This is a genomic window from Vibrio sp. 1641, assembly GCF_033339995.1.
GTDB lineage: Bacteria > Pseudomonadota > Gammaproteobacteria > Enterobacterales > Vibrionaceae > Vibrio > Vibrio alginolyticus.
Genome location: NZ_JAWOVP010000349.1, coordinates 1 through 591, shown reverse-complemented (window position 1 = coordinate 591; position 591 = coordinate 1). Strand labels below are relative to the sequence as shown.

Below are 591 nucleotides of genomic sequence, written 5' to 3'. Positions count from 1 at the left end.
AACGTCGATGCCATTATGGTTGATGAAGACGATTTATCGGGCGTTGGTTCTGCTCAAGATGGTGTCGTTTCTATTGACGGTAAATTCACCACAACAGAAGGCTCTGATCGAGTGGTGAGTTATCAACTCGACGGCTCGACGAACCCTGTAGCAGGATTAACATCGCACGGCGAAGCGGTTGTACTCGTAGAAACGGCAAATGCTGACGGCAGCTTCACTTACAGTGCGACGGCAGATGGCAATCCAGTATTTACGTTGATAGTGAACGCTGATGGCTCTTACAACTTCACGTTGGAAGGCCCAATCGATCACGCTATTAATAGCGACGAGCTAACGCTGAACTTCCCAATCATCGCAACGGACTTTGATGGTGACACCAGCTCTGCGGTGATCCCAGTGACTATCGTCGATGACCAACCGACCATCACAAACGTCGATGCCATTACAGTGGATGAAGACGATTTAACGAGTATTGGCTCTGCTCAAGATGGCGTTGTTTCTATTGATGGCAAGTTCACCACAACTGAAGGTTCTGACCGAGTGGTGAGCTATCAACTCGATGGTTCGATGAACCCTGTAGCAGGATTAACG

Annotated in this window: 1 protein-coding gene; it reads left to right on the top strand. The window is 48.7% G+C overall.

What is annotated here, in order from left to right; all coding sequences use genetic code 11:
• Positions 1-591 (top strand): VCBS domain-containing protein (locus R7Z47_RS25930; protein WP_318130906.1); only part of this gene is annotated, 591 nt, incomplete at both ends.